This is a genomic window from Blastopirellula sediminis (assembly GCF_020966755.1).
Lineage (GTDB): Bacteria > Planctomycetota > Planctomycetia > Pirellulales > Pirellulaceae > Blastopirellula > Blastopirellula sediminis.
The window spans coordinates 1,532,313-1,557,837 of the sequence record NZ_JAJKFT010000004.1 but is presented as its reverse complement, the minus strand read 5'-3'; the positions used below and the strand labels follow the sequence as shown (position 1 = coordinate 1,557,837).

Annotated in this window: 17 protein-coding genes; 8 read left to right on the top strand and 9 right to left on the bottom strand. The window is 59.8% G+C overall.

Annotated elements, in window-relative coordinates; all coding sequences use genetic code 11:
* Positions 1-2: 2 nt before the first annotated feature.
* On the bottom strand, positions 3-3,131 hold the full coding sequence (locus LOC68_RS10010; RefSeq protein ID WP_230218189.1) for a DUF2309 domain-containing protein: 3,129 nt from the start codon (positions 3,129-3,131) through the stop codon (positions 3-5).
* A 459-nt stretch (positions 3,132-3,590) separates the two neighbouring features.
* On the opposite strand from LOC68_RS10010, the gene LOC68_RS10005 reads away from it, so the two are divergent.
* From LOC68_RS10005 to LOC68_RS09975, 7 genes are all read left to right on the top strand, one after another.
* Positions 3,591-4,964 carry a two-component system sensor histidine kinase NtrB gene (locus LOC68_RS10005; protein ID WP_230218187.1) on the top strand — a complete coding sequence of 458 codons (1,374 nt, stop codon included), beginning with the start codon at positions 3,591-3,593 and terminating at the stop codon, positions 4,962-4,964.
* 8 nt (positions 4,965-4,972) lie between these two features.
* Entirely contained in the window at positions 4,973-6,331 is a 1,359-nt protein-coding gene (locus tag LOC68_RS10000) for a sigma-54-dependent transcriptional regulator (protein ID WP_230218186.1), read from the top strand.
* Between the two features lie 452 nt (positions 6,332-6,783).
* Complete coding sequence (locus tag LOC68_RS09995) at positions 6,784-8,202, top strand: DUF1501 domain-containing protein (RefSeq protein WP_230218185.1); 1,419 nt, start codon at positions 6,784-6,786, stop codon at positions 8,200-8,202.
* A 68-nt stretch (positions 8,203-8,270) separates the two neighbouring features.
* Entirely contained in the window at positions 8,271-12,878 is a 4,608-nt protein-coding gene (locus tag LOC68_RS09990) for a DUF1549 domain-containing protein (RefSeq protein ID WP_230218184.1), read from the top strand.
* Positions 12,879-12,922: 44 nt separating this feature from the next.
* Positions 12,923-14,269: a c-type cytochrome domain-containing protein gene (locus LOC68_RS09985; protein WP_230218183.1), complete on the top strand. Its 1,347-nt coding sequence runs from the start codon at positions 12,923-12,925 to the stop codon at positions 14,267-14,269.
* Between the two features lie 122 nt (positions 14,270-14,391).
* On the top strand, positions 14,392-15,105 hold the full coding sequence (locus LOC68_RS09980) for a CBS domain-containing protein (protein ID WP_230218182.1): 714 nt from the start codon (positions 14,392-14,394) through the stop codon (positions 15,103-15,105).
* A gap of 180 nt (positions 15,106-15,285) precedes the next feature.
* Positions 15,286-15,705 carry a tetratricopeptide repeat protein gene (locus LOC68_RS09975; RefSeq protein WP_230218181.1) on the top strand — a complete coding sequence of 140 codons (420 nt, stop codon included), beginning with the start codon at positions 15,286-15,288 and terminating at the stop codon, positions 15,703-15,705.
* A 14-nt stretch (positions 15,706-15,719) separates the two neighbouring features.
* Here the strand turns inward: LOC68_RS09975 and LOC68_RS09970 are convergent, their stop codons facing one another.
* The 6 genes from LOC68_RS09970 to LOC68_RS09945 all read right to left on the bottom strand — a co-directional run bounded on the left by LOC68_RS09970 (position 15,720) and on the right by LOC68_RS09945 (position 22,304).
* Entirely contained in the window at positions 15,720-17,045 is a 1,326-nt protein-coding gene (locus LOC68_RS09970) for a DUF1552 domain-containing protein (RefSeq protein WP_230218179.1), read from the bottom strand.
* 43 nt (positions 17,046-17,088) lie between these two features.
* Complete coding sequence (locus LOC68_RS09965) at positions 17,089-19,647, bottom strand: DUF1592 domain-containing protein (protein ID WP_230218177.1); 2,559 nt, start codon at positions 19,645-19,647, stop codon at positions 17,089-17,091.
* Positions 19,648-19,892: 245 nt separating this feature from the next.
* On the bottom strand, positions 19,893-20,585 hold the full coding sequence (locus LOC68_RS09960; RefSeq protein ID WP_230218175.1) for a rhamnogalacturonan acetylesterase: 693 nt from the start codon (positions 20,583-20,585) through the stop codon (positions 19,893-19,895).
* 79 nt (positions 20,586-20,664) lie between these two features.
* Complete coding sequence (locus tag LOC68_RS09955; RefSeq protein WP_230218174.1) at positions 20,665-21,135, bottom strand: hypothetical protein; 471 nt, start codon at positions 21,133-21,135, stop codon at positions 20,665-20,667.
* 50 nt (positions 21,136-21,185) lie between these two features.
* Positions 21,186-21,341 carry a hypothetical protein gene (locus tag LOC68_RS09950; protein WP_230218173.1) on the bottom strand — a complete coding sequence of 52 codons (156 nt, stop codon included), beginning with the start codon at positions 21,339-21,341 and terminating at the stop codon, positions 21,186-21,188.
* Positions 21,342-21,617: 276 nt separating this feature from the next.
* Complete coding sequence (locus LOC68_RS09945) at positions 21,618-22,304, bottom strand: family 16 glycoside hydrolase (protein WP_230218172.1); 687 nt, start codon at positions 22,302-22,304, stop codon at positions 21,618-21,620.
* Between the two features lie 206 nt (positions 22,305-22,510).
* Here LOC68_RS09945 and LOC68_RS09940 point away from each other — a divergent pair, with 206 nt between their 5' ends.
* Positions 22,511-22,816: a hypothetical protein gene (locus LOC68_RS09940; protein ID WP_230218171.1), complete on the top strand. Its 306-nt coding sequence runs from the start codon at positions 22,511-22,513 to the stop codon at positions 22,814-22,816.
* On the opposite strand, the gene LOC68_RS09935 is transcribed toward LOC68_RS09940, so the two are convergent.
* Together LOC68_RS09935 and LOC68_RS09930 are read right to left on the bottom strand one after the other, a co-directional pair.
* Positions 22,813-24,381 carry a tetratricopeptide repeat protein gene (locus LOC68_RS09935; RefSeq protein ID WP_230218170.1) on the bottom strand — a complete coding sequence of 523 codons (1,569 nt, stop codon included), beginning with the start codon at positions 24,379-24,381 and terminating at the stop codon, positions 22,813-22,815. The genes LOC68_RS09940 and LOC68_RS09935 overlap by 4 nt on opposite strands.
* A gap of 14 nt (positions 24,382-24,395) precedes the next feature.
* Entirely contained in the window at positions 24,396-25,307 is a 912-nt protein-coding gene (locus LOC68_RS09930) for a YybH family protein (RefSeq protein WP_230218169.1), read from the bottom strand.
* Positions 25,308-25,525 lie beyond the last annotated feature (218 nt).

The window sequence follows — 25,525 nt, the reverse complement described above, 5'->3', positions numbered from 1 at the left end:
TTCTAACCTCCCAGACCGGCCGAGGAGGGGGCAATTTCTGCGAAGGGAAGATTTCCGCGGCGTCCCTGGTACCAGGCGTACGAAGACGCAGCGACGGGAAGTTCGTCCTCTTCCGGCATGTATTGAATAAATCTCGCGCCGTCAAAGCGCCAAACTTGAGCTGACGCATAGTCGATCACCGCCAGTTGAATCCATTTCCCTTTCGCCAGCCGAGCGATCGTTTCATTGCACTCGATGATTCGCTGCATGACCTCCGTCGTCGTTTCAATGACGAACAGCAATCGCATCGGCTCATGAATCTCTATCATCTGCGTCGACAAACCCGGTCGCAAGTCGCTGGCCGCACCGGTCATCACCCCCAACAGCGAAGTAATGTTGTGAGGCAACTTCGAGCCGCACCCATACCCTTCCGGATCAACCGTCGAGAAGTAGTACTCCAGGTTGATGCCGGCGCATACCGGGATCACGGCGCGCAGTTGGCTTTCGAGCACGGTCCCATTCGCATCGTCTTGCGTCGGATCATATGACGCCAGAAAGGCGCGGCGATCGAGAAACAATCCGCGAACGTTTTCGCGACGCCCGACGATGCACATCGCATTGGTCGCGTGGTTGTATTCCGGACGGGGTTGCGACAGGTCCTCCGGTCGATTTTCGACGTGCCGCAGCGCATCGGCGGGAGAAATGTTCAAATCGGCCGACTCGAAACGTCGGCAACGTTCTTGGGCGTTGCGGCGGCGCGCCTCGTCGCACGTGCGCACGACTTCCTCAAACCGCTGGCGGTGCGAGTGGGGAACGTGGTCCACATCGGCGAACGTCACGGCGTCGTTGGTCGTATCATGATAGCCGCCGACGAAAAAGGTCGTTTCGGGGATCTCCAACCCTTGCTCGGCGAGCAGGCGACGAACTCGCAGATCGTTCGCCATCGCAGCGAACGCACGTGCGTTCGGACCGCCCCGTCCTCCGGCGCACGCACCGCAGTTGTAGGCGGACTCGTGCGGGTTGTTCAAACTGGCGGAGCCGTGCCCCAAAAGGACGACCAAAGGCGCCCAATTCCCGGTCAGCCCGACGCTTTTCAGCAACCCTTTGACGATTTCGCCCATTTCTTCCACACAGTACCCGCGCAAACGTTCTTCCCCCTCTGGCGAAGTCGAGTCTTGCTCCAATTGCAGCGTGGTACGATTCGTATAAATCAGCGAGCGAGCCTGGCGATGTGCATACGACGCGAGCCGCGGAAAAATAACTCGCACGACCAAAACGAAGGCTAATGCCGAACCGAGGAGCCCTGCGATCGTGCCGCCGAGAAACGTTCTCGACGCCAGGTGCGCCTGATGCGTCGCACGACCGATATGTCGCCGCGTTTGCGCCAGGCGTTCTTCGGATCGCGCTGCGGAAAAGTCGGGCGTTTCGACGACCTGATGACGGGGGACGACGTTGACCGGGCAAAGCGACACGAATCGCGCATCCGCAATCCCGCGATACGACATGGCGACGCCAAAGAAGCCCGCCGTACCGTACGTCTCGCAACTCGGATCGATTTCTTCCAAATGACGCCGAAACGACTCCTCGCGGTCGTCCAGACAGGTAATCGCTTGAAAGCTTGGCGATTCCCCCTTCGCCGGAGCAGTTGTTTCGCGAGTTCGCCGCTTGGAATAGGCCAGGAGCGCGTCGAGCGCTTCGCGAGCGTATTTGCGTTCGTACGCCGCATGATAAATCCGTCGACGATCCAGACTGGAAAACGCGTTCACCTCGCCGACGAGCGACGTCCATTGCTCGTGTTGCAGGTGGTGCAATTCGTCGGGGCGCCAACCTCGCACCTGCGCGAGTTGAAAGAGGACGTAGGCGAGGAGTTCGCGATCGTCGGTTTGGGAAGATCGCTTTTGCCCCTGGTAACGCTCACGGATTTGATCCAAACGGACCGAAGAATCGCCCCCTGCGGCCGCGATGCGTTGAAGCGCGAGCCGAACCAACATCAACCGAACCGCCAGGAACTCGGTCAAATTGCAATGAAAGGTCGACGGAGTTTCCCATTTGGGATTCGATTCGAGTTGCCAAATCATCCCGGCCCAACCGCGCAGCGCCAACAGTTCGTCCCGAATGAAGACGGAGCGTTCCTCCCGGTCGACGCCAAGCAATGTCAGCGATTCTTCGATCGAATCGAGCGGAGAGAAGTTCCTTGCCAGCAACCGTTGCGATTCTTGCTGAAGGTTCGCCAGCCATCGAGTCGGTGCGCCCCAGCCTTGACTGTAGAGCGAAAGGAACGACAAGTAGAATCCCTGACCGCGGTTCGGGGGAGCCAGGGTCGCATACCCTTGATCCAGGAACGCGGCGCAAAACGAAACCAAATGTTCGTGGACGATGACGTCGGCGTCTCCTCCGGTCGCCGCCAGCAATGCATCCCGATGGCGCACAAACGTAGTTTCGTCAGCGGTATCGGTAGAGTTCTGCGCCGTCGCGACTCCATCGCGACAAACTCGCCAAAGGAAATTCAGGACGAATTTTTCCCAAGTGGCGTCATCCCACGAATCGAACTTCACGCTCTGGAATCGAGAGAGCGTCCGCGACAAGGGATCTTCGTCGCCAGGCGATCGGCCTTCGATCTGTTGCCGATTGCGAAGGACCCACTGGCGCGTCCGCTTAATCATCCGATCGCGGACGCCGGGGTCGACGTCGCTGCGAAACTTGCTGAGGGCGTCGGTTTCCGAGACCACCCAATGCAATTCGTGCCGATCGCCAAAGAAGAGCGGGTATCGCAGCATCGCAAATCGCAGTGCGTGCCGACTCCCAAAACTGGCCACCAAGCGGTCCACCTCTTCCCCGAGGTCTTCCACAAGGACTGCGTCCAGATCCGATGCGGTGATGCGACCGCGGTGAAGGTGCTCGCGATATTTTTCCTCCGGCAGATACTCGTGGCATTGGAATAGACTGCCGCCGATCCGCACTCCTTCATCGAACGTGAGATCTTCAAAGGCGTGCAGCGTGTTGTGATGCACAAACGACGTAATCGGCCCTTGGGCGGGTAGATACTCCGCCGCATGCTCAATCGCCTCCAGGATTTCCTGCTGCGACTGCCGGGAAGATTCGAAGGTCGGTGGCGACGTTGCGTTGCGCACGTCGAATTTTGCAGTAGCCAAGTCCCGCCTTCTTGCCGGAAATCATTCGAATGAGGCTCTTTCCAACTTTTGGTGGGGTAGGCGATCGAAAGAGCGTACCGCCGTTCCTCTGCAATTCGCGTGCCGGGAAAGCTCGAAAGAGGAGAATCGAGCTGAGACGTTTCCCACGAACAGCAATAGTCGGCAATTTTCCGTTAGAGCCCATTTTGCCGCCCTACCGGTAAAACGACGCCTTCACAAACATGCAATTTCTTGCACTTTGCATGCAGTTTCCTGCATCCCCTGCAGTCTCCAGCCGGAGGGCGCGAGTTCCGCCTCCTCGTTGATTTTCTCGGGGTCGGCGTTGCGCGACGCGGCTTGCCGTCCCGGGGCGACCTCGCCAGCGGGAACAGGGACGCCTATTATTGATCGCTACGGCCGGCGACGATTTCCCTTGATAATGCCCGGCGCCTCCCTCCATCCTTCGATCGAATTTGCAATATGTTCCGTGTTCGGCCGAATGGTTCCGAGCGCAGTTTTCGCCGCGCAATCGTCACGCTCTTGGCCCTCATTTTGACGGCGTTTCTGGCGACTGCCTGGGTGATGGGGGACCTCTTTTTTCGAGAGAGCCAGATCCTCCACGATCTACTCCGCGAGTTGCCCCCGAAATTAGAGACGCAGGGCGAGGCGCTTGAGGGGCAGTTGCGCTGGACGATTCGACTTTCGGTACTCGCTATCCTGAATCTGGCCGTGACGGCGGTCGCGATTTACCTGTTATGGCGCGCCTATCGCAATTCGCAAGATTCGCTCCGAGACGTCAAAGCGCTGGCGGCCGACATCTTAAGCAGCATGGACCAGGCGGTGATTACGACCGATCTGCGGGGGGCCGTTACCAGCGTCAACGCGCGGGCCATGGAGATGCTGTCGGTCACTGACGCCTGCGTGGGTCAGTCCCTGGACGCCTTGTCGCCGTCGTTGTCGCTCGACGAGCTTCGCATCGAAGCCGAAGCCAATCCGCCGTCGCAACTGGTGCGCGATTTCCCCGTTGCGACCGCATCATCGCAACGGACGCTACGCGCCTATTGCCAACCGCTGCAGAACCATGAAGAGATGAACATCGGCAGCGTGATCCAATTGCAGGACGTGACGGAACGCGTCTTGCTTGACGAGCAAATGCTGCGAATGGAGCGTTTTATGGGACTCGGCTCCTTGGCCGCCGGATTGCATCACGAGATTAAGAATCCGTTGTCGGCGCTTTCGCTCCATATCCAATTGCTAGAGGAGCAACTCGCCGCTTCGCAGCGATCGGACGAAGTGAACGAGAGCCTGGAAGTGATCCAAACCGAGATCGTACGCATTGGGGGAGTGCTGGAAAACTTTCGCGACTACGCGATGTCGCAGCATTTGTCCCTATCGCCGGTCGACGTTTCCGAAGTCTGCATTCGACAAACCCGGCTTTTTCAGCCGCGCGCCAAAGCCGCGAACGTCGAAATTCGGATCGAAACGTCCCCGTCGGAGTTGCCAAAGATATCCGCCGATCGCGTGCGGCTAGAGCAAGTGCTGCTGAACTTGCTGATTAACGCTGAGGAAGCGATGCGCGACGGAGGCGTCTTGACGGTGCGAACTTTTCTGCACGAAAGCGGTTCCGCAGTCGTCATTCAAGTCATTGATACGGGAATAGGGATTCCAGAGGGAATGCAGACGCGGATCTTCGACCCATATTTTACGACGAAGAGCGCCGGCACCGGCATGGGACTGGCGATAACCGATAAAATCGTCCGTCAGCATAATGGAGAGTTGCAGTGCTGGAATTCGACGGAAGGAACGATCTTTCAAGTGACGTTGCCCGTTACGCATAGCGGCGCCGAGGACTAAGAAAACTCGTGGAACATGACTACGGCATTTTGATCGTCGACGACGAGCCCAACATTCGCTCTGGTCTCGCCAAGGGACTCGTGAAAGAAGCTGCGCGGATTGAAACCGCCGGCGACGCCGAAGAAGCGTTGCGCAAATTCGCGGAACGCGCCTTTCAACTTGTCATCGCCGACGTGCGATTGCCTGGCGATCTCGATGGACTCGAACTCGTCTCGCGACTCCTTCAGGAAGAGCCGGAGACGATCGTCATCGTCATTACCGCGCAAGGCACGGTCGAAATGGCGGTCGAAGCGATGCGCCGCGGCGCGTATGATTTTATCTCGAAGCCGGTCGACCTCGCTCTGATCCGGCAGCAGGTGCAAAAAGCGCTGACGCATCATCGCCTGCAAGAGGAGAACCGCCAGCTCCGCAGCCGGCTTATCGCCGCCGACGAGATTTGCGGCATCATCGGCAATTGCACCGCGTTTCGCGACGTCATTCGCCTGGTCCAGCAAGTCGCGAGCACCGACGCCACGGTGCTGATCCGGGGCGAGAGCGGAACCGGTAAAGAGTTGATCGCCCGGGCGCTGCATGACTTGAGCGATCGCAGCAGCGGGCCGTTCGTCGCGGTCAACCTGGGCGCTTTTCCCGAGTCGCTCTTGGAGAGCGAATTGTTCGGCCATGAGATCGGTTCTTTTACCGGCGCGACGCGGCGGAAGCCTGGCTGTTTCGAACAAGCGCGGCGCGGTACGTTGTTTCTCGATGAAATCACCGAGATGCCGGCCAAGAGTCAAGTCGATCTGCTCCGCATCCTGGAGACGAATCGCTTCGTGCGCGTCGGCGGAGAAGAGTCGCTGACGTCGGACGCGCGCATCGTATCGGCGACCAATCGCAACATCCTGAAACTGGTCGAAGAGGGACGGTTCCGCGAAGATCTTTACTATCGACTGAACATCGTTCCGATCGAAGTTCCTTCGCTCCGGCAGCGCCGCGAAGACATTCCGCTGCTGGTCGAACACTTCCTGAATCACTTCTGTCAGCACCATCGACGGCCGCTGAAGGCCTTTGCGGACGATGCGATGCAGAAACTCGTTTCGGCGCACTGGCCCGGGAACGTCCGCCAATTGCGCAACCTGATTGAACGTCTGGTCGTTACCGAGCAAGCCGACGTCATCACTTCCCAGATGCTGCCGAGCGAACTGCAGTCGACAATCCCCTTTGGCGCCGCCAGAATCGTTCCGTTGGCCGAGACGGCCGAAGCGGCCGAAAAACAAGCGATCCAAGCCGCACTTTCCCAATGCGAATTTCATCGCGAAAAAACGGCAAAGGCGCTCGATATCAGTCTCCGTACGCTGCATTACAAGATGAGTCGCTACGGGCTCCACTAAGCTCCCACCGGCATAGGCGACAAAAAGTCTGCCAATTCTACTACCAGCCTTTCGTCGGAAACTAATGAGGTCGGGCGATTTAGGCAGACGTTCTCTCCGAGCAACAGCGGCGTAATTCTCAATCTCCCTGTCGATCTTTGCGATCCAGCGACTTAAACAGGCTGCGCTCGCTTGGTTTTTGAGCATCAGCGCCAATGAATCTGTTGCCACGACTGCACGATTTGAGCGAGAGGGGAACGAATTCAACCAAGGCTCAGCAACAACTTTGTGTTGCAATAGTTTGGGTGATTCTCGATACTGATATATCGATCCAACCTGCCTCCCCAAGACTGCTACCTCCCTCGCCTGATTCCGCTGCGTTACGGCTCCGTCCTTGGGAGCCACACCTTCCCGGAAGACCTGCTGCGGCACGCGGCGCCTTCCTTCCGATCCCTCCAGCAGCCAACAAAACCATGTCGACTTCCCCCAGCAATCCACTTCGCGGCTGCCAAGACTTCCGTCGCGCAACCAGCGTCAGCCGGCGACAGATGCTTCAGGTCGGCGCACTCAGCGCGCTAGGCCTTGGGCTCGGCAGTTTTCAGCAGCAACTTGCCGCCTCCGAAATGCTGCAACCAGGGCGCAACGGCCGGAAGGCGAAGGCCTGCATCTTTCTCTTCATGTGGGGCGGGCCGAGTCAGCTCGAAACGTTCGACTTGAAGCCCGACGCTCCGGAGGAAGTGCGCGGCGATTTCAAGCCGATCGCCACCAAAGTGCCAGGTACGCAAATCTGCGAACACTTTAGCCGCGTCGCCCAGTGGACCGACAAGCTGGCGATCATCCGCTCACTCACGCACAACGATCCAGCCCACCTTTCCAGCGGCCACGCCACGTTGACCGGACAACTAGCGCCGGTCGTCAAAAGCGACGCCGATCCGCCGAGCTCGAAAGACTCGCCCCATCTTGGTTCGCTGATCTCGAAGTTTCGCCCCGGCGACGCTGGGCTTCCATCGTTTGTCGCGATGCCTTGGAAAGCGCTGCATCCGGCGGCGCCCGGCGGCGAAGCTCCTGGTCAACACGGCGGTTGGCTCGGTCCCGCGTACGACGGCATGCTGCTTACCGGCGACTTGAACGATCCCAAATGGCGACCGCAGGGGCTTGGCCTTCCAGCCGACATGGGACTCGACCGTCTGGAGTCGCGCGTCGCGCTGCTGAAGACGCTCGACGCTCAGCGGGCCGAGCTGCACAAGTCGCTCGCCGGCGCTGCGTTCAACAATCATCAAACGCGGGCGATCGAGATGGTCGGCTCCGCGAAGGTTCGTAGTGCGTTCGATTTGACGCAAGAGTCGGACGCGACCCGCGAGCGTTATGGTCGCAACATTCATGGGCAGAGCGTGCTGATGGCGCGCCGCCTGGTCGAACATGGGGTCCCGCTCGTTTCGGTCAATTGGCACAACGACGGCAAGAACTTCTGGGACACGCACGGCGACAACTTCAATCGGATGAAGAACGACCTGATCCCGCCGTCCGATATGGCCTTGGCTGCGCTGCTGCAAGACCTGGAAGAACGGGGCATGTTGGACGAAACGATCGTCGCATGGGTCGGCGAGTTCGGTCGCAAGCCGCAGATCAACAAAGCGAACGCCGGCCGCGAGCATTGGCCCTTCTGCTATAGCGGTTTGCTCGCCGGCGGCGGCATTCAGGGAGGCGCAGTCTACGGCGAAAGCGACAAGCATGCCGCTTACCCTGTTTCCGATCCGGTCACCCCGCAAGACTTCGCTACGACCATCCTGCACGCGATGGGCGTCGATACTTCGGCCACGTTGCTCGACCGCGAAAACCGTCCGCACCACGTTACCTCGGGCCGCGTGCTGCAAGAACTGCTGATTGGATAAGCTCGCGGATTTTTCCGCCCGCTTGTTCGCCGAGTCTCCAGCCTTTCCCTCCTGCCCAATTACGTACTATGCGCATCCAATCGATTTCGATCTGCCTTGTCGGCATGCTGCTTGCCGCCTGGCCGGCGTACGTAAGGGGAGAGACCTTCGACTCGATCCAGCCGCGAACATGCAAACCGGGTCAGACGACGCAGATCACGATCCACGGCAAAGACCTTCAGGCGCCCCTACATCTCGCCCTTCCCCATCACGACGTCGCGTGGAAGCTGGAGAAAGTGGAACCGACCGCAGCCGTCGTCTCCCTGACCATTCCGGCCGATCACCCGCTCGGGCCGCTTCCCCTTTGGCTTGCCGCTCAAGATGGCGCCGTGCAGACGCGCACGATCTTGATTGACGACTTGGAAGCGGTCGCCGACATCGGCGCCAATCATTCGCCAGAGACCGCTCAGGCCGTATCCACGTTGGCGTCGATCGAAGGAATCTGCGACGCGTCAGTCAGCGATTACTATCGCTTCCATGCGACCGCGTCCCAGCGAGTGGCCTTTGAAGTCCACACGCAAGCGCTCCATTCGGCGATGGATCCCGTTTGCCGCATCTTCGACGCCGCCGGCAAAACGCTCCTTCAAGCCGACGACACGCAGGTCGGCCCCGACACGCGGTTCAGCTTTGAGTTTCCGGTCGAGGGAGACTACTGGATTGAAATCCACGACAACCGCAACGCCGCCGCTGGCGCTCCCTATCAACTCCGAATCGGCGACTTCCCAATCGTCAGCCAAGCAATGCCGCTGGCCGCTCAGCACGATCAGCCGACGAGCGTCGCCTTCCTCGGACAAGACGCCCAGCTAGTCGCGCCGCAAGAGGTGAAAGCCGCGCCCTCTTCGGCCGAAAAGATCAACGTGCGAGCCAAAACCGCCGACGGGCAATCCTCCACCTGGGTTCCGCTGCTGACGAGTCGCTATCCGCAGGTGATGGAGTCTTCCGAAATGGCTCCCCTCGCGGCGCCGATCGGCATCACGGGTCGCTTGGAAAACGGCGATGAAGTTGACAGCTACGTCGTCAAAGGAACCAAGGGCCAAACCGTTCGCATTGCCGCAAAGACCCGCAGCCTGAACAGCCCGACCGTGCTGCAGATGCAGCTGCGCGCAGCCGATGGCAACGTGATCGCCGAGACGAAGGTGACCGGAGCGGATGAGTGGAGCATGGTCGTCGCATTTACGGAAGATGGCGACTATCGCCTGGAGGTCTCCGATCTACTGAAGCGCGGAGGCGCCGAATTCGCTTACCATGTTGAGATCGTTCCGGCCGGCACGTTTTCTGTAGCGCTGGCCGGCGACGCCAAGACCCGCGAGCAATTTCCAGTTGCGATTAAGAAGGGAGCGTGTGCGTTTGATCTGAGCGTCGCTCGCTTTGGTTACGATGGCGATATCGATCTGTCGCTGCCGCAAAGCGACCGCGGCTTTCGGATCCTCAATGCCCGCATTCCGGCCGGCGCCAACTCCTTTCGCGTTCATGTCGGAGTCGACGATACGTGGCGCGTCGATCAATTGGAAGTGTTGAAACTGCGTGCGACCGCCGTCGGCGATCCCACCAACAGTTGCCTGGTAAGCAGCCATGCGATTCGGCGCGCCAAAGAGCCGTTCGTCCTCTCCCCGAATCCAGATCAGGACGGCGCGATTCTGCTCGCCGCGATTGGAGAACTGCCGCCGATCTTTTCGCTCGCTCCGGCGGCGCCGGTCGAATTCGCTCGCCCTGTCGCATCGCATTCGGCGACGCTGCCCCTGAAACGAATTCATCCCGAATTCAAGTCAGGCGTCGAAGTCTTGACCGGCACGATTTCAAACGGCTGGACCGGACAAGTCACAGCGGAAAAGGACAACTACACGATAACGCTCACCCGCGGCGCGACGCCCGAGCCGGATCAATTGACGGTCACCGTCTTTGGCGAGATTCACGGAAAAGGGAGTCTCGAAAACGTCGCGATCCCCATCAAATGGTTCGATCCGGTTCAGGTTGCTTTGACGTTTCCGGAGACGATCGTCCGCGGCGGCCCGGCCCGGGTTGTCGCGACGGTGACGCGAGCCGGTGGCGATCCGCAGCCGGTTACGTTGCGTCTGACCGATTTGCCGGCCGGCATCACGGCGCCGGAGACGATCACGGTCGACGCTGACCAAACAACGGCCGAGTTCGACGTGCAGCTCCCCGGCGACGTTCCGCTCGACTCGCCGCTCGCGTTAACCTGGAAAGCGGCCAGCAAGTACCGCGGCCAGGACTTTGAGGTCAGCTCATCCCATCCCTTGCCCAATCGAATCGACAGCCCGCAACAACTCGCGCTCTACCCCACGTCGATTCAATTGAACGATCCGCTGGGTCGTCAGCGGATTGTCGCGACCGGCAGCGATCAAGCCGGCGCTGCCCGCGATTGGACGCAGCAGGCCAGAATCACCTCGTCACGACCGGAAGTAGCCGAAGTTCGTAATGGAGTCGTTTATCCGCTGGCCGATGGGGACGCGGAGATTACGGTTCAGATCGGCGGCGCCAAGCAAACGATTCCGGTTCAGGTTTCCAACCGCGCGACCACGCGGCCGCTTGAATTTGAATCGGAAGTGCTGGTCGCTCTTTCCAAGCAAGGGTGTAACCAAGGCGCTTGTCACGGTTCGCCGAGCGGCAAAGGGGGATTCCGGCTGTCGCTGCGAGCGTTTGACATGCAGCTGGATGAGCTGACGTTGATTCGCGAAGAGTCCGGCCGCCGCATCAACACGATCGAACCCGAAAAGAGCCTGCTGCTGCTCAAGCCGCTGATGAGCGTCGCCCATGGGGGCGGCAAGCAGATCAACAAGCAGGACGAAGCGTATGCGATCCTTCGCGATTGGATCGGCGCTGGCGCCGCCGCCGATCCGCCGAACATGCCGCGGATCAAAACGCTGGAAGTCTATCCCGCCGAAAAACAGGTTCGACTGCTCGCCGACGGCCCCCAGCAATTGGCGGCGACGGCGCACTTCACCGACGGCCACTCGCGCGACGTCACGCATCTGGTCGCGTACGAAAGCTCGAACAAATCGGTCGCCACGGTCGACGCCAACGGCCTGGTCACTCCGCACGAGCGGGGCGAAGTGGTCGTGCTGGTTCGCTTCCTCGAACATATCGAACCGGTTTCGCTGATGTTCGTCGAGAACCAACCTGGCTACCAATGGGCCTCGGCGCCGCCGAACAACTATGTCGACGAGCTGGTCAACGCGAAGCTCCAGCAACTGCAGTACTTGCCGGCCGAGACCTGTAGCGATTCCGAATTCGTCCGTCGCATTCATCTCGACCTGCTGGGCGTGCTGCCGACGGTGGCCGAGACCAACGCCTTCCTGTCCGACACCTCGCCGAACAAGCGGGCGGCGCTAATCGACGCTCTCTTGGAACGCGACGAGTACGCCAAGTTCTGGGCGCTGAAGTGGGGAGACCTGCTGAAGATGACCAGCAAGGAAGTTGGGGATGAAGGGGTCTTCAAGTACCATCGCTGGGTCGAGAGCTCGCTGAAGAACAACATGCCGTACGACGAGTTCGCGCGGAAGCTGATTACCGGCTCCGGCAGCACCCTCGCCAATCCGCCGGCCAACTTCTACCGCACTTCGGCCGACTTGAACCAATGCGTCGAAACGATCTCGCAGGTCTTCCTGGGAGCTCGCTTGCAGTGCGCGAAGTGCCACAACCATCCGTTCGAGCGGTGGACGCAAGACAACTACTACGGACTGGGCGCCTTCTTCAACCGCGTCGAGCACCGCAAGACCGAACGCCCCGGCGAGATGTTCATCTACACCTCCTACGCCGGCGAAGTGACGCAGCCGCGGACCGGTAAAGTGATGACTCCCTGGTTGCCGCAGGTCGGCAGCATCGAGCGCCAGCCGGACGTCGACCAGCGCGTCGCCTTCGCCGAATGGCTGGTCAATCCCGAGAACCCCTACTTCGCGCGGATCGAAGCGAACCGGATCTGGAGCCAGCTATTCGCACGCGGCATCGTCGAACCGATTGACGACTTCCGTGATTCGAACCCGCCAGCAAACGGCCCATTGCTCGACGCGCTGGCGAAGGAGTTTGTCGACAGCGGTTACGATCGGAAGCAGTTGCTGCGAACGATCCTGTCGAGCCGCACCTATCAGGCCAGTTACAAGACGAACGACATGAACCGAGATGAGACGATCTACTTCTCGCACCAATTGCCCCGGATGCTGAGCGCCGAGCAGCTCCTCGACGCGATCAATCGAACGCTGTCGCTTCACCAAAACTTCGGCAGCCTTCCCCCGGGCACGCTCGCCACGCAATTGCCGGCGCCTGACCTGGCGAAGAATGAATTCCTGAAGGCGTTTGGTCAGCCAGAGCGGAGCACGGTCTGCGCTTGCGAACGCTCCGACGATACCAATCTCGGCATGGCGATAGAGCTGTTCAATGGCCCGCTCGTCCAAGCGAAACTTAAAGACGGGAACAACCGCTTCCGCAAAGGGCTCGCCGAAGGGAAAAGCGTGCAGCAAGTGGTGGAAGAGCTTTACCTGGCGGCCGTTTGTCGCTCTCCTTCCGAGCTGGAGCTGAAGACGGCGCTGGAGCACTGCAGCAAGAATCCCGATCCGGCGATCGGCCTGGAAGACGTCTGCTGGGCGCTCTTCAACACCGAAGAGTTTTTGTTTCAGCACTAAGACGCAGCGGCAGCCAAGCTCCCCACCACACCTACCAAGCCATCATGATCTTCCGCACTTGCATCACGTTGTCGCTTCTTTGTCTGGTTACCAGTCCGGCAATCGCCCAGGAGCCTGCGGCCAGCTTTCGTCGCGACGTCGCGCCCATCCTTCTAGATAGCTGCCAGGCATGCCACGGAGCGAAGAAGGCGGAAGGTGGCTATCGCGTCGACACCTATGAGCAAGTGTTCAAGCCCGGGGACTCGGGCGAAACGCCGATCGCTGCGAAGCCGGAGGAGTCGAGCGAACTGCTGCGGCGGCTTCAGTGCACCGACGAGTCGGAACGAATGCCGGCCGAAAGCGAACCGCTCGCCGCCGCGCAAATCGCCCTGGTCAAGAAGTGGATCGCCGAAGGGGCGAAGTTCGACGGCGACAATCCTGGCCAAGCGCTTCACCTCGTCATTCCCCCGTCCACCTACGCCGCTCCGCCGCAGTCGTACAGCCACGCCGTGCCGATCACCGCGGTCACCTTTTCTCCGGATGGAAAACACGTGATCGCCGGCGGCTATCATGAGCTGACCGTCTGGGAAGCGGAAACGCCGAATCTGGTCCGGCGAATTCCGAACATCGGCGAACGGACTTATGCCCTTGCGTTCTCGTCCGATGGCGCAACGCTGGCGGTCGCCTGCGGCGAGCCAGGCCGTAACGGCGAAGTCCGTCTGCTGCAGTTCGCAACCGGCGAACTGAAGGGAGTCGTTTCGAGGTCGGACGACGTGGCGCTCGATCTGGCGTTTCGCCCTGGCACTGCACAACTGGCCGTCGCCCTGACCGACAGTTCGATCCGGATTATCGACACGCAGTCGCTCGCCGAAGTCCGTACCATCGCCAGTCACGCCGACTGGGTGACGGCAGTCGCGTGGAGCGACGACGGCAAGGTCTTGGCGTCGGCGAGTCTCGACAAAACGGCGAAGGCGTATGATGCCGAAACCGGCGACGTCTTGGCGAGCTACCCCGGTCACAATGCCGCCGTCCGCGGCGTCAGCATTTTGCCAGACAATCAGCAGCTGGTCTCGGTTGGCGCCGACAACAAGGTCCACCGCTGGCAAATCGCCGAAGCGAAAAAGATCGCCGAAATCGGCGTTGGCGCCGAAGGACAAACGCTCCTCCGCTCCGGCGACGATCTCTTCGTCGCTGGCGCCGACAAGCGTCTCCGCCGCATCGACTTGAAAGAGAACAAAGTGGCCCAGCAATACGAAGGGCACGGAGACTGGGTCCTCTCCGCCGCGCTGCATGGCGCCAAAGCGGAAAACGCCGATTCTCTGCTCCTGGTTAGCGGCGATTTCGCCGGCGAAGTTCGCCTCTGGAAGATCAGCGACGGATCGCTGCTGAAGAACTGGATCGCCAAGCCGTAGACTCCGTTTTCTAAAAACGGCAGTTCGGCGGATGCAAAGCGGCCCGCCAGATGCGATCATGACGTGGTGACGTCACCTGCTCTTCCGCCTCCTTCTCGGCCACTCCGCTACGAAAGGGTGAAATGGATCGCGATACCGACCGCTTCATCTCCGCGTTTAACTCGATCGAACAGCATTTGCGGCAGTTGGTCGGAGCGGCGGAGCATCGCACCTTTTCCGACATGCTGCACGAAGCGGGGCACGGCAACGCGCTGGTCCATCGGCTCAGCTCCGACTTGCGTCAGTTGGCGGAGCTGCGCAACTTTATCGTCCATCGCTATCGAGAGCACGCCCCGCTAGCGCTGCCGAGCGAACTGAGTCTGCAAAAGATCGAACGGATTCGGGACGCGCTGCTAAAGCCGGCGACGCTCCACTCGCTGTTTCATAAAGTGGTCTACTGCTGTCGCCCTTCCGATCCAATCGGCGCCGTCGCGCAGACGATGCACCAGCACGATGTACGCCAACTGCCGGTTTACGAAGAGCAGACCTGCGTCGGGCTGCTGACGGCGCAAACGCTGACCCGTTGGCTCGCCGCGCGGCTCGCGACCGGCGTCGGCCTGGTCGAGGAAGAATCGGTCGCCAATATTCTGCAGTACCAGTCCGATCCGAATCAGCATGAGTTCGCCGATCATCGCGCGACGGTGACCGACGCGTTCAATCGGCTAGAGAAACATTTCCACGCCGGCCGTCCGTTGCGAGCCATCATCCTGACGCCGCACGGCCGCCCATCGGAAATGCCGACTGGCATCGTTACAGCCGGAAATATCGCCGTGCTGCTCAAAGCGGTCGGTCTGTAACGGCTACGGAGAGGCGCATTCCCCACCATTTGCGGATTTCGCGCACGCGTTGTGGTTCGGGTCGACTACGCTACAATTTGGGCATTCCCCCGGGAAAATCTCTTCCAATGATCACGTCCGACATGGCCAAGCGCCGATGTCAGACGAGCGCTTATCGATCCGCGACCCTAGGGAAAATGGATGAAACCCTGGCAACACCTGTTTCAGAACGCGATGGGAGACGGCGAAACCTATTTCAACGCCGGCGACTATCATCGTGCGCGTCTGCTGTTTCAGGAGGCGTTTGAGCTCATTCCCCAGCCGCAGCGCAACTACGCCGAATCGACCCAGGCGCTGAGCGGCTTGGCCGATTGCTTCTACTACCTGGAAAATTACGAGAAAGCGAAGGCCGCGCTCGACGACGTTCTCTTCTGTCCCGGCGGCGCCTCCAGTCCCACGATTCGCCTCCGCCGCGGCCAGGTCTTTTATAAGACCGGCGATCTCGAAAAAGCGCGAATGGAGCTTACCGCCGCCTATCTCAACGGCGGCCTCGCAGTCTTTCATAACGAGGAAGAATGCCAGAAGTTGATCGCCGATGTGATTGAAGGGTATCAGAAGTAGTCGCTTGCGGACGCTTACGAGAACATGGTCCCGGTCGAGTCGCTGAAGCTGTCGGTTTCGACCCCCATCTTTTGAATCATCGTCAGCAGCAAGTTGCTGAGCGGAGGATGATTGTTCTCGTCGTGGGCGAGATGCTGGCCATGTTTGAAACCAAGCGAATGTCCGCCGGCCAATAGCAGCGGCAGATTCTTCGGCGAGTGCTCGCCCCCTTTGCCGGAGTTCATCCCGCTGCCGTACAAGACCATGGTGTGGTCGAGCATGTTCCCCTCGCCATCTTCCGTCTCCTTCAGGAAGTCGAGGAACCGCGACAGCCGCGTCAGGTGGAAGCGATCGATCACGCCCAGCTTCTTCAGCATCCCCGCGTCGCCGCCGTGGTGCGAAAGTTCGTGGTGGTTTTCGCCACCGCCGCCGTAGCCGCCTGCTTCGCGCGACCATTCGTAGGTAATCACGCGAGTGGTGTCGGTGAGAAACGCGAGATAGGAGAGTTCCATCATCACGTCGATCCACATCGGTCGATCATGCGCGTCCCCTGACTTGCTGGCAAGTTGCAGGAACTTCGCATCGATCTCCGGCTTCGGCACGTCGATCCACGCTTCTAAGCGTTCGACGCGCTGTTCCGTTTCTCGGACGCTGCCGAGATATTGATCGAGCTTCTGCTGATCCTTCTTACCGAGCTTCTTGTGGAGCGACTTCGCTTCATCCAGCACGCTGTCGAGGATCGACTTCTGTTCGGCGTAACGTTTGAGCGTCGCGGCGCGATCTCCTTCGCTGTCGGGCACGAAGAGGCGTTCGAACAGACGCTTCGGCGAGTTCTCGGCCGGTACCGGAGTGCCGCGGCGGTTGAACGACAGCGTGTGCGAGTGGCCGGCCGAACCGGTTCCACTGCTATCGGACAACTGGAGCGAACCGAAGCGGGTCTCTTTGCCGTGATGCTCGGCGGCGATCTGGTCGGCCGAAACCCAATTGGTGTAGTCGCTCCCCGGCGTCGCACTGAGATCAGCCCCGGTCAACCAGGTATCGGCGCCGCTATGACCTCCTTTGGAGTTGGGATGCCCCATGCCGGTCAAGACGGTGAAGTCATTCTTGTGCGCCGAAAGCGTTTCGAGCGTCGGCGAAAGCTTGTAGTCGGCGCCGGCCGTTTCCGGAACCCATTCCAGAATGTTCACGCCGTTCGGGATGTAGCAGCAGATCATCCGCGGCTGCTTCACCAGCGATTTATCCAGCGGCTTGAACTGCGACGGAGCGGCGGCCAATCGCGGAATCATCGCGTCGAGCAGCGGCAGGCTCAAGCTCACACCCAGCCCACGCAGCGCCATCCGTCGTGAAATCAATTTCGACATCTTCTACCTTTCGCTTGTCGCGAGTGGATCGGGGTGATTGAGGCTATTTCGATTGAAAGCTGGGAGAGTGAACGACCGCGTGAATCAGCGAACGCAGCGACTTGTCGCTCGACTTCATTGCGGCGACCGCTTCGTCAATTTGCGGGCGATCGACGATACTCATTTCGCGTCCCAGCGCGTAGGTGAACATTTTTTCGGACAAGCAGCGGAGAAACAGGTCCTGGTTCTCCAGCAGCGCCGCTTGCAGCGATTCAATTCCATCAATCTTGGTACCGTCCGGCAACGTCGCCGAGGCGTCAATCAACGGGTCATTCGGTCCGATCCGTCCCTGATACCCGTGCCCTTCCCGCTCGCGCCAATCGCCGGAGCCGTCGAAGTTTTCCAGGGCGAAACCAAGCGGGTCGATCTTGTTGTGGCAGCGAGCGCACTGCGCCAGCTCGCGGTGAATCTCCAAACGTTGGCGAACGGTCGCTTTGTCGATGCCGGGCACCTTCGGCGCGATTTCGCCGACGTTGGCGACCGGCAAGCCGGGATCGGTTCCCAGGATGTTCTTCAAGATCCAGACGCCTCGTTTGACCGGCGACGTGCGCGTCCCATTGGAAGTGATCGAGAGCATCGACGCTTGGGTCAACACGCCGCCGCGATGAACTCCTTCCGGCAAGTCGACGCGCCGCAGCTCATCGCCTTCGACGCCGTCGATCCCGTAAAAACGAGCCAAACGTTCGTTGATCACGACAAAGTCGGAATCGATAAAGTTGGCGACGCTCAGGTCGTTCTGCAGCACTTCGCGGAAGAAGCCGAGCGACTCGGCGATGATCGACGTTTCGAGGTGGCGATCGTAACGGCGGAACAGTTCGGCGGCCGGCGGATTGGCGCCCACTTCCCGCAAGCTCAGCCATTGGCCGGCGAAGTTTTTGACCAGCGCCTCCGACTTCGGATCGGCCAGCATTCGGTCGATCTGGCGATCGAGCTCTTTCGGATCGCGCAGTTTGCCGGCGGTCGCCGCGCGGAAGAGTTCGTCATCCGGCATGCTGCTCCAGAGGAAGTAGGAGAGCCGCGACGCCAACTGATAGTCGTCGAGCGGCGTCGCCTTCTCGTCGCTGGCGGTCGGTTCAGCCAGGTAGAGGAAGTGGGGCGAAATCATGATCGCGGTCAGCGGCGTCCGAATCGCCAGGTCGATCGACTTGGTTTGCTCGTACGCCTGATCGAACAGGGCGAGCTTCTTTTCAATTTCGGCTGGATCGGCAGGCCGGCGGTAGGCCCGCTGCAAAAAGGTGGTGATCACGCCGCGGGCATATTCGCGGGGATCGCTTTCCCGCAGCGACGAATCGGGGAGTAGTCGAACATGCGACGCCGTCGGCCACTGCGGATAGACCGGGCCTTCCAGCTCCATCCAATCGATGGCCGCTTCCGGCCGGGCGAACTCATCGTGCCCCTGCATCCAGAAGTTTTCGAGCTCGCGCGGAATGTCGTAGGCGTATTCGATCGTCAGACCGGCCTTCTCGGTCGAGAAGTCGGTTTCGATCTCGATCGTTTGAAACTCCGGCAGATCGGCGTCGACGTCGAACTCGGCGATCACTCGCGGTTGACCACCCAAGTGCTGCGTCACTTTCAAGCGAGGTCGGCCGTAGTCGTAGTCGGGATAGGTTTGGAAATGCTCAACGCCACGTTCGAACTCCGGTCGCTTCCACTTCTCCTGATCGGGGTTCTTGGCGAGCGCTTCGTCCAAACGTTTTTGCAGGAAGCCGGTCGCCGATTTGACCACCTCTTCGCGGCTCGGCACGCGGCCGCCGACTCGGACCCGGACGACGTACTTGCCGGGGTTCTTCACGGCGAAGTCGCGGACGTTGAAGGTGCGATCCCACGAATTGTGGTGCATCACAATCGTTTCGCCATCTTCCCGGTTCTTGCCGCTGTTGACGATCAGCCGCTGCTTGTCGTACTCGACGCGGTTACTGTCGGAGTGCCCCGACTCGGGCTGGAAGCGCCACTGAATCGCCGGCGGCTGCTCCCCTTCGACCAGCGCTTCGTCCAAGATCTCCTGCGCCGCGTCGTAATACTGCTCCATGTGCAGCGGCGAAATCGTCAGGGCGCCGCCGTTGTTGTCAAAACCGCCGGTCGGCGGATCTTGCGGAAAGTGAGAGGTGTCGTAGTCGATGCCGATCAGGTCGCGGATCGTGTTGTGATACTCGTCGCGGTTCATACGCCGCAGGATGATCACCGAGTCCCGTTTCACCTCTTCGGCCCGAATCATTTCGGCGGTGATCCAGTCGACAATCTTGGCGACCTCTTCTCCCTTCGGCTGCGGCTCTTCTTCCGGCGGCATCGAGTGGCTGTTCAGGACGTTGACCACTTCCCGCCATTTGCCGCTGGTCGTCAGATCATCAAACGCGGCAGTCAGCTGCGTATCGACGCGGAACTCTCCCTCCGCTTCTTCCGGCCCATGGCAGCGGACGCAGTGCTGCTTCAGGAACCCGACGGCGTTCTGCTGGAACGCCTCTTGGTTGGGCTGAAACGTAGCCGGCGACTCGGCGCGAACCGACGTAACGCACATCGTCAGAGAGCCAGCGATCAAGCAGCGGAGAAGACGTGACTGCATCATAAGTGCCGCATTTTGGGGGCGAGGAAAGAGAAATGCCTGCGGGCGAAGGGGAGACCTTCAGTTTAAACGTATGACCCGAAATGGCCAAAGGTTACGTTCCGACGCGGCGATAATTTGGGCGATTCGCCCAATCTGCCACCCCACAGATACACTATCTACCGCCCGAACTACGGACGGATTCGGCTTTTTCGCCACTTGCCGAAGAAGTAACGCACCGCGCCAAGTGCGACTTCGCCGGTTTCAGTCTATTGCAGATGCCCGGCCAATTCCGGAACCACCACCTTCAACTCCGTCACCACCAGCTCGGCGGTCGCGTCGGTTCCCTTCGGGCTGAAGTGGGTCTTGTCGGTTTCGTTGAAGTCGTAGGTCGCCGTTTCGGCCGGGCCGATCTTGTTGTGGTGGGCGACGCTGATCGTGTAGAGATCGAGGAACGGAACCCCTTCCTGTTTGGCGACTTCGCCCGCCTTTTTCGCATAGTCGTAGAGAGGCTCTTTCAGCACATCGCCGGCCGGACGCGGCTGGATCTTGCCATCGGGGCCGAAGTTGCGCCGCGTCACCGAGCTGACGATCACCGGCTTGCCGCCAGCCGCTTTGATCCGATCGACGTACGACTTCAGCTTTTCGCCGTATTCCTTCGTGCCGTAACGCTTCTGGTCGTTGTGGCCGAACTGCACCAACACGTAGTCGGGCTTCTGCTTCAGCAGTTCGTCAAGCTTATTGGAGAGGGAGTCAAGCGTCGCCCCGTTCTTGGCGAAGTTGAGGACCTTCGTATCGCTGGTTACTTTCTTGCTGAAGCCGGGGCCCCAACCGTAGGTGGTCGCGACGGTCGAGTCGCCGATCAGGCCGATCGTTACTGCTTTCACTTCAGCGGCGTTCGCTGTGGCGACCATCGCGGAGAACAGGATTAACGCGACGAGGGAAAGCGAAGACTTCGGCATGGGGTTCTCCAGGGCGGGATCTGCAATCATGTGTTTCTATAGTAGTCGGAAATAGCTGGCGCGACTTCCCCTCGCTTCGCTACGACTCGACCGGGGGCAAAGTATCCATTTTCGCCCCCATGAACCCAATCTTTACGCCCGCCTTTTCGAGCTCTTTGATTCCCTTTTGGTTGATCACCAACAGCACGATCAACGAAATGCAAGGAAAGACAAGCGCGACGCAGCTCAGTACGATCGAAATGGGGTGCATCCGCAAAGCGACCGTTAGCTTGCAGAGGCTGAATAGCTGCAGCACGACCACCGGCATCCAGATCGCCATTCGCGCGGCGGGAGGGACATCAGCGCCTTGCATGCCGAGGGTTGCGAACAGGGTGAGGATATTCGCCAACAGCGAATAGATCACCCACTTCTGCCCGATCGCGATCTCACGTATCTGCGAATTGCCAACGACCGCCTCGGACGAGACCAGAAACGAAAGCCCGCACTGCGGACAAGCGTCCAGGTTTCCGTCGACCTCTTCGTGACACCCGGGGCAAACAATCATCGCCATGCAAAAAGACCCTGTACTAACGCGATAAATTCCGACAGGCCACAGCGGTCCTAGCCGTCCAATTCCAACCACTTTTCATCGTCCAGGTCGCGCTGGTAATCGTCTGCGCTGGCGAAGTCCAGTTCGGTTAGTTTTTGGAAGTAAGGAGTATAGTCGAAATCCTCGTCTCCTTCGCATGGTTCCAGATCCCAGATCCAATCGGCCATGATCGCCATCCAGCGCGGAGGCGCAGGCCAACGGCGAAAGAATTCGATCCGCTTCGGTAGGGCAATTCGAGTGGAACCACTCGCCAAAGACCATGCAGTGGGTCTCTCCGTCTCCCATCCGCCAGCGGATGCTGCACGGATGAGAGTGTTCGGCATAAACCCACGGCGGAGGAACCGCGCCGCAGCGCTCGATCCATTGGGCGACGCGCTGCTGGTACCAAGGTTTGTCGGCGTATTCTCCCATGAGGCTGTTCCTTACCTGGGAAGCGCGAAGACCTATTTCGCGGCCTCGGGCTGTTTCGCATCCCACAGCGCCAAGTTGCGGAACTGGGCGCCGTCGCCCCGAGCGACCATCCCGACGCGACCTTTGCGATCGGCGAACCGCTCGTGCTGCGCTTCGAGGGTGATGTCGTCGATCCGGGCGATCCAGCGGTCGCCGCTCACTTCCACGGTGACGGTGTGCCAGGCCTTCGGATCGATCTCGGCGGCGACGCGGGTCAGTTCTTCGCGGCGAGTCTCCTTGGCGATGCCGCTCATCTTTTGAATCCAGATCGCCTTGGGGGTGATGACGACGCGGCCGAGATGATGGTTCGGCTGGTTCGTGTCGCGGCAGACAAAACCAACCTGCGGCGAATCACCCAGTTTGAACTCGCCGGTTAGGACCAGATCCCCCAGATCGGTCACTACCTCGCAGACCGCTTCGTGACCGTTCGGGCGTTTTTCGCTCGGCCGTTCCGATTTTTCGTAGGCGGCGCCGTCGACGATCGTCCACTCGCCGATGCCGGCTCGCCAACCATTGGCGCCGGGCTTTCCTTTGACGCCGAACGCGGACTGATCTGCGAATTTCTCGGCGGAAATCAGCTTCGTCGGCTGCAATTGCTGCGTCTTCGGGGGCGCCGGTTCGTTCGCTAGCACGAAACTAAAGAGAGAGAGCGAAACAACAATCGCGAGGGGGCGTTTCATTGGAAGGAACTCTGCAGGGTGATGGAATCGTCAAAGCATTGTCTGGAGAATAGACGAGCGCCGGCAACGTGTCAAAGTTGCGGCTATCGGCGAATGTTCAGGTCGTGTGAAGCTGGCGTTCGTACCCTTTTCACTTCATGCGAGAATCGCATAATCACAACTTCTCCCTTCCTCTCCATTCCAACCTTCGAAGATCGTTTTTAACGATGACCTGCGAGCATCTCCGTCCTCTGGAAGAGGCGATTCTGGCCAGCGACATTCGCGAAACGTATCGCGGCGCGGCTTGGTCGCAAAATTGCCGAGAATGGGTCTATTTCGACTGCTTTCTCGACCTGCTTGCCGTGCGCGAAATTATCGACCTGGCCGACTGCGTCGTTGAACATGCGCATCGCGGCACGCACGACGGCCAAGAACGAGGTTTCGTCTGCACCGAGTGCAACGACGCAATTATGGGACGTTACGCCCTGGAACCCGGCGTCGTCACGTACCCCTTAGTCTCGCAATCCCGCTAGGAATTGCGAACTGCGAGCAGGAAGTTTTTGACCACTTCGTCGTTGGGATTCGCGACGTAGAGGGTGGTCAACAGCCCCTTCGCATCGTGAAAGTTCCCCTGCAGCACGTAGTGGTACGCCAACAGGAAGCGGAGCGCGTAGTCTTCTTTGTTGTCGAAGAGCGCCTGTTCCAAGCTTTGCGACTGCAGGAAGTAGAGGTCGACCGAGTCGTAAAGCTTGGCGACCGTCGCTCCGTCCCAACCCTGGCTGACGGCGAGGACCGAGTACAGGACCTCCGCTGCTTCGTGATATTCGCCCCGTGCGAACAAAACGAGCGCCCGGAACTGGTGCAGCGTCGGATCGTCAGGGAGGAGCCGAATCGCGTCGTCGATCAGGACGTTTGCGGCGGCGTATTGTCCGCGACGGAAGAGGAGGCGAGCCTCGTCAAACCGCTTGATCGCTTGTTCCGAGCGGATCAAATCGGCCGTCGAATCGGCATAGTCAGGTCGCCGCAACACAATTGGCCGCGAGTAGTCGAAAATCACCGTGCTGGTCGTCGGCCGGACGAAGTACGGATTGACGAACATCGGCCCGGTTCCGCTGATCGTCATCCAACTGGCCCCGCCGGTGGAATAGTTGGAGTACGTGTAGGAATAGGCCGGCCGATACGAACCGGCCCAGGTCGACGGCTGCCAATGATAGTGCAGTTGGCGATACGGATCGCGGTAGCCATCGTTGCGATAGCCGCCGCGGCCGTAGTTGTTTGAATAGCGGTTATCGGAATAGTCGTAGTTGTTGCGAGACCGATCGATCGTCGTATTGTTGACGACCGTATTGTTGGTAATGTTGTTGTTCGTCACGTTCCGCGTGATGAAGTTCTGATTGATCGTGTTGGACTGCTGGACCGTCGTGTTGTTGACTTGCGGCCGCAGAATGTTGACGTCGGGCCGACTTTGCACGACGTCGGGGCGCGTATTGATGGGTCGAGAAGACCCGTAGTTCCCTTTCGAAAAGCTGTAGGTTGGTCGGCTAGACGGCATGCCGCCCCCGCCTGACTGCGACGGAACATTGACAATCGGCTTCTTACTGCCGCTCGGCGTCTGTCCCAAAGAAGGACGATTCGGCAGGTTCGGCGTGGTCGGAATCGCCGGCTTAGAAGGTCGTGAAGGATTCGTCGTTCCGACCGGTGGTCGCGAAGGAAAGACCGGCTGCGTCGAAACGAGCGGCGGCTTCTTGATCGCCGTCACTCCCGACGAGAGAGAGGGTCGCGACGTTTGCGTTGAAGGAGCCTGGCTCGGCAACATCGAAACCGGCTTGCGACTGACGTTACCTTTGGGCGGAGTCCAACTCGAAGCGCCGCCCGAGGAGAGGGAGGGTCGCTTTTGGCCGCTACTTTTCGCCGGACTGAGAGACGGCGTGCCGATTGGCGGCGCCGTCAAACGATCGGGCTTCGATTTGGAACTTGAATTAACGGAAGGAGTCGCCGGCTTTCCTTTTTGATTCCCTTTGTCCCGCGGCGGAATCGCCAACGCGACGACTGGCACGCAGAACAGCAACACACTGGCGATCAACATAGTATGACGCATGATTCTCTCCTCGATCATTGGACCCGGACGTACTTCAGCGCAACGTCCGGCAACGACGCGCCCCCCACTTCCCGCTCGATCGCCTGCCATTGCATCGTATCGTCGTCCAGTTGTTCCCAAGTCATCACCGACGAGCCGACCTGGCCGTCGGGCAAGACCGAAACGATCGTCGCTTTGAACTGATTGTCGCGGCGGGTCCACGCGCCGCCGCCAAAACCGCCGCTGCTGTCGAAGAACCACATCCGGAATCGTCCTTCGAGCGGATCATAGGCGATATACTTCACGACGCGAAACTTCGTCTCGCCGACGGTGACGTCAAAGTTCTGCACCAGGAAGCTGTTGTCCAAGTCCCATTTCGTCTCCAGGGCGATTTGAAACGCGTCCGACTTCGCCTCCCATTTGCCGACCAGCCAGGCAAGCTCTTCCAGCGGCGGCGTTTCCGCTTCGACGGGTTCTTCCTCGGCTGGCGTTTCAATCGGAATATCGCGAGCGCTTCGAATGAGCCATTTGCCCTCCTCTTTCATCCAGACGACGGTATAACGCCCTTGATGCGTGCTGGTTCCATCGGCGGAGGTGAGCGTCAAGATGCCATCGTCCATGGCGACCACCGGCGAGAGAAACTTACGAGCCGTTGGCGTAAATGAAATCTTGCGGCCAGGATTGTCGGCGAAGCCGCGACGAAAAAGGGCCGAGATCAAATCGCGGCCCTCATGAAACTCTCCGTGGATGTCGACGAAGTCAGAGTTCTCCGCCCAGTGGCTCATCACCTTGTCGATGGCGCCGGCGTTGTAGTCCTCGGCATAGGCGTCAATCGTCGCTTGCAACTCGGCCGCCAGGTCTGGCGACGGATCGGCATTTTGCGCTCGAACCGCTTGCCCACAAATCAACGTCGCCAAGAGAACCGCAGCGCAGTAGCGAACCATCATCGTCATCCTCCCCAACGCGATACGATAGAACGCCGTCATTCTATCACGCCGTTTTCGCCGTTCCCAAACGCCAAATGGAGATTTCCCGGGAAATCGAACGCCTAACGAAAGAACTCGTCAACGCCAACACTAGCCCGAGGCGCGAGCCGAGGGAATGCGATCACATATATAATGACGAATGTCGAAGAGCTCGTCATTCTGGTTTCGTCATTCGACAT